This is a genomic window from Mesorhizobium sp. M7A.F.Ca.CA.001.10.2.1 (assembly GCF_003998575.1).
GTDB lineage: Bacteria > Pseudomonadota > Alphaproteobacteria > Rhizobiales > Rhizobiaceae > Mesorhizobium.
The window spans coordinates 1-4728 of record NZ_RZQY01000472.1 but is presented as its reverse complement, the minus strand read 5'-3'; the positions used below and the strand labels follow the sequence as shown (position 1 = coordinate 4728).

Annotated in this window: 4 protein-coding genes; 2 read left to right on the top strand and 2 right to left on the bottom strand. The window is 61.0% G+C overall.

From position 1 onward, the window contains the following. Positions 1 to 721, bottom strand: a 721-nt coding sequence (locus EN964_RS25070) for a peptide ABC transporter substrate-binding protein (RefSeq protein ID WP_164775977.1), incomplete at its 3' end; no start/stop codon positions are given. Between the two features lie 369 nt (positions 722 to 1090). On the opposite strand from EN964_RS25070, the gene EN964_RS25065 reads away from it, so the two are divergent. After that, positions 1091 to 1546, top strand: coding sequence for a TadE/TadG family type IV pilus assembly protein (locus EN964_RS25065; RefSeq protein WP_373565073.1), 456 nt, complete (start codon positions 1091 to 1093; stop codon positions 1544 to 1546). Then, entirely contained in the window at positions 1547 to 3301 is a 1755-nt protein-coding gene (locus EN964_RS25060) for a TadG family pilus assembly protein (RefSeq protein ID WP_127267928.1), read from the top strand. Between the two features lie 13 nt (positions 3302 to 3314). On the opposite strand, the gene EN964_RS25055 is transcribed toward EN964_RS25060, so the two are convergent. Further along, positions 3315 to 4728: alpha-amylase family glycosyl hydrolase (locus EN964_RS25055; RefSeq protein WP_127276847.1), on the bottom strand; the 1414-nt coding region annotated here is incomplete at its 5' end.

The following is a 4728-nucleotide window of genomic DNA, read 5'->3' as shown; positions in this document are numbered from 1 at the left end:
GGATATAGTTGACGACGTCCATCTTGACGGTCGCGGCGTCCCAGAATTTCGGATTCTTGACCAGCTTCATGTGGTCGTTGGGTATCCACTCGGCCAGCGTATAGGCGCCGTTCGAAACGAGATTACCCGCCTTGATCCAGTCGGCGCCGAGCTTGTCGATCGAAGCCTTGTTGACCGGATAGGCGGCCTGGTGGGTCAGCATCTCCAGGAAGTAAGGCGTCGGCGCCTTCAGCGTGACTTCGAGGGTATTTGCGTCAATCGCTTTGACACCCATATCCTCCGGCTTGCCCTTCTTGGTGTTGACGTCCTCCGCACCCTTCACCGGGTACAGCATCGAGGCGTATTCGGCAGCGGTGGCCGGGTCTTCCAGCCGACGAAACGAATAGACGAAGTCGTCCGCCGTCACCGGGCTGCCATCCGACCAGAGGCCATCCTTGCGCAGCTTGAAGGTGTAGACAGTCCCGTCGTCTGACACTGTCCAGCTTTCGGCCGCGCCCGGAATGAGGTTCGTCTTCTGGTCATGCATGACCAGGCCCTGGAACAGGTCGCGTATGATATCGGCTTCGTAGACGGTCGAGGTCTTGTGCGGATCGACCGTCTCCGCTTCGGCGGCGCTGCCTCTGTTATAGACGGTCTCGGCGAAAGCCGGCGTGTAGAAGGTGCCGGCGGCCAGCGCCATGGTCGTGGCGAGCACCGTCGCCTTCAGCATGTTTTTCAGCATGAAGTTCTCCCTGTCGGCGCTGCCGTTGGCGCGCCTATTAAGTGTTGACGCCCTGAAGCCGATATCTGACCCCTTTGAGCGCGCCGCTGGTTCCCGTCCTGCGGCTCGTGCCCAGACACTAACGCGGAGAATTTTTATTTCAACAGACTCTCTGGGTCACCCAAAGTAAGGCGGACGAAAGCTATGGCGTGGCCGCTGAAACAGCAGCCGAAACCAGAAGCTTGACTTGGTTTCTTCACCTCGACGCCATTTTTCACCGCGAATCGGAGCCATGCCAGTTTGCCGGAATGTCTTAATGCGTTCTTAAGCAACCTGGGGTTACATTATGAGTACCTTCTATATGGTTCGAACTTCAGACGCGTGGCGGCTATGAGTAACAGAGCAAGTAAATTGCCCAAAATCCGTCAATTAATGCGGAAACTTCAAGAAGAACACGGCACTTCTGCGGTCGAATTTGCCTTGCTTTCACCGATTTTCATTCTTCTTCTACTCGGAATGGTTGCATATGGTATATACTTCGGCGCCGCCAACTCGATCCAACAGATCGCAGCGGATGCCGCCCGCACGGCAATTGCCGGGTTGAACCAGACCGAACGCCAGACGCTCGTAGCCAGCTTCGTCACCAACAATGCCGGCGGATATCCCTTCGTGGATGTCAGCAAGTTGACCTACCAGGCCAACGACAGCACGGCTGATGGAAGCCAGTTCGTGGTTTCCATCCAGTACGACGCCCGCAACCTGCCGATCTGGAACCTTTTCCCGGGCATAGCCATGCCCGGGACCACGATCAAGCGCCAGTCAACGATCAGGGTCGGGGGCATTTGAATGCTGCTGCATGCGTGCAATGGGATCGGTCGGCTTGCCCGGTTGATGCTGAGTGACAGGAAAGCGAACTTCACCGTCATGGCGGCATTGAGCGCGCCGGTGGCGCTGGCGCTGGCCGCGGTGGCCATCGACGAAGCCTCGATCTACACCGAGCGCCGCGAAGCCCAGGCAATGGTGGACCTGGCGGCGATCACCGCCGCCTCGAACATGACCAATGTCAACACCGCGGTTGTCACCACACTGACCGACAACGGCATGCCAGGGGTTATCGTTCAAAGCTCGGGACAGACGATCGAGCCGGCGGCCGGCAAAACCGTCGTGACGGTCACGCCCGGGCGATATGTGGCATCCGGCGCCAATGTGGGCCAGCGTTTCCAGGCCAGCGTAACACCCTACAATGCCGTCCATGTCACCCTGAAGAAGATCCCGGCCCGCTATTTCGCGAGTTCGCTGATCCCAACTCCCGTCATCGGCACCCAAGCCATCGCCAGCATGACGCCGCAGGCGACGTTCTCGGTCGGATCGAGGCTCGCCAGCCTCGATGGCGGTATCCTCAACGCGCTTCTCGGCGGACTTCTCGGCAGCAACATCTCGCTCAGCGTCATGGACTACAACGCGCTGCTCTCCGCCGATGTGAGCGTGCTCTCCTTCGTCGACGGCCTTGCCACACAGCTGAACCTGACCGGCGTGTCGTATTCGGATGTGCTGGCATCGAAGGCGACCGTCGGCCAGATCGCCACGGCCATGGCCAATGTGCCGGGGCTTGGCAACACGGCCAAGGTCGCCCTGCAGACGATCGCTTCCAAGTCGACCAGTACGGTCCAGATCCCGCTCAGTCATCTGATCGATCTCGGCTCCGTCGGCAAGTTGGGCCTCGGTCAAAAGCCGGCCGGCCTTGGCGTCGATGCCAGCGCGATGGGCATGCTGACCGCCGCCGCCGGACTGGCAAACGGTTCGAAGCAGGTCGACGTCGCCCTCGGCGCCGCCATTCCGGGGGTGCTGTCGACCACGCTCGCCATCGCCATCGGCGAACCGCCGCAATCCTCGCCATGGCTGGCGGTTGGCGAGGTCGGCGCCATTGTGCGGACGGCGCAGACCCGCATCAAGCTAATAGTGAAGATCGGGGGCGGTAACAAAAATGTCGGAGGCGGTATCACCTTGGTATCGGTCAGTTTGCCCCTGCATGTCGAAGTCGCCTATGCCGAGGCCAAGCTCATGGACATAAGTTGTCCAACAGGCCCTGACAGTATCAAGGTCACCGTTGCTACACGTCCCGGTATCGTCGAAGGACATCTCGGTGACAGCAGCAGCGCCGGCTTTGCCGATTTCACCAATAAGGAGACGTTTTCCAACACCGAAATCGCGGCCGTGAAACTTCTGCTCATCCCCGTGGTGTCCGTAGTGGGCTCAGCGGCGTTTAACATGGCCAATAACCCCGCGACGACGCTGACTTTCAACAAGGCCGACATCGATGCCAAGACGATAAGGACCGCTTACACGCAAAATTTTACCCAATCGTTGACTACGTCGCTGGTCAGCGGCCTGTCGCTGACGGCGAATTTACTCGGCCTGCCGCTGAATCTTGACGCCCTTCTGGGATTTGTGAAGCCGCCGGTGGTGGCACTTCTGAACAGCGTGGCGGCCCCGATCGATACCTTGCTTGCCAACCTGCTTGGAGCCCTTGGCGTGCGTCTCGGCGAGGCGGATGTCCGGGTCACCGGCGCGACTTGTGGACGCTCCGTGCTGGTGCAGTAGAGCAGTCGAGGCATCAGTCGAGCCTACCGAGGAAGCATCCAAGTCCCGGCAGCAAAAGCTCGACCTCCCTGGTGAGCGAGGCATCGCCGTCAAGTTCCGTAACCGCTCCTAAGTCTTGCGGCAACGGCCAATTGGCCGGTCCTCCAGCAAAATTGAAGACACAGAGCAGTCTTTCGCCGCCGCCCTCGCGAACGAAAGCCAGCACGTCACCCTCGGCGTCGAGAAAGCGGATCGAGCCTGATACCAGCGCCTCATGCTTCCCGCGCAAGGCCAGCGTGGTCCGATAGGACTTCAGCACCGAGGCCGTGTCGGCATTCTGGACGTCGACCGCGCGGGTGCGATGGCTGGCCGGTATCGGCAGCCAGGGCCTGGCCGTGGAGAAGCCTGCATTGTCGGCGCCGGCCTCCCAGACCATTGGCGTGCGACACCCATCCCTGCCCTTGACGCCTGGCCAGAAGCGGATGCCGACGGGATCGCGCAGATCCTCATAGGCCAGCTCCGCCTCCTCCAGGCCCAGCTCCTCGCCCTCATAGAGGCAGATCGAGCCGCGCAGGCAGGACAACAGCATGATCGAGAATCTTGCGACGGCGTCGGGATCGCTGCCCGGCCTTGTCCAGCGGCTGACATGGCGCACCACGTCATGGTTGGAGAACGCCCAGCAGACCCAGCCGTCGGAGACGGCCGCCTCGAAGGCTTCGACGCAGCCACGCACATGCGCGGCCGAGAACTGCGGACCGAGCAGGTCGAAGGTGTAACACATATGCAGCTTGTCGCCGCCTGAGGTGTAAGCCGCGAGCGTCTGCAGCGAGCGGCCTTCATCGCCGATTTCGCCAACCGCGGCGCGGTCGTCATATTCATCGAGCAGCGCCCTGAAGCGGCGCAGGAACGCCAGGTTTTCCGGCTGCGTCTTGTCGAACAGATGCTCCTGGTAGAGGTAGGTGTTGGTCTCGCCGTTGGTGCCGGCGACGCTCGACGCCAGGGGCGGATTGCTGCGCAGCCAGCGGTCGTGGACATAGTAATTGACCGTATCGAGCCGGAAGCCGTCGACGCCGCGCTCCAGCCAGAACCGCACCGTGTCGAGAAGCGCGTCCTGGACCTCCGGGTTGTGGAAATTCAGGTCGGGCTGCGAGGCTAGGAAGTTGTGCATGTAGTATTGCCGGCGGGTCGAATCCCATTCCCAGGCCGGGCCACCGAACACGGAAAGCCAGTTGTTGGGTGCCCCGCCATCTGGCTTGGCATCGGCCCAGACATACCAGTCCGACTTGGGGTTATCGCGGCTGGCGCGGCTTTCGACAAACCAGTCGTGCCTGTCGGACGAATGCGACAGCACCTGGTCGATGACGATCTTCAGGCCGAGACGATGCGCCTCGGCGACCAGCGCATCGAAATCCTCGAGCGTGCCGAACATCGGATCGACATCGCAGTAA

Excerpts from the sequence above, each read along its gene's own strand:
- EN964_RS25060 (WP_127267928.1), top strand. The coding sequence starts at position 1,547 with ATGCTGCTGCATGCGTGCAATGGGATCGGTCGGCTTGCCCGGTTGATG.
- EN964_RS25065 (WP_373565073.1), top strand. The coding sequence starts at position 1,091 with ATGAGTAACAGAGCAAGTAAATTGCCCAAAATCCGTCAATTAATGCGG.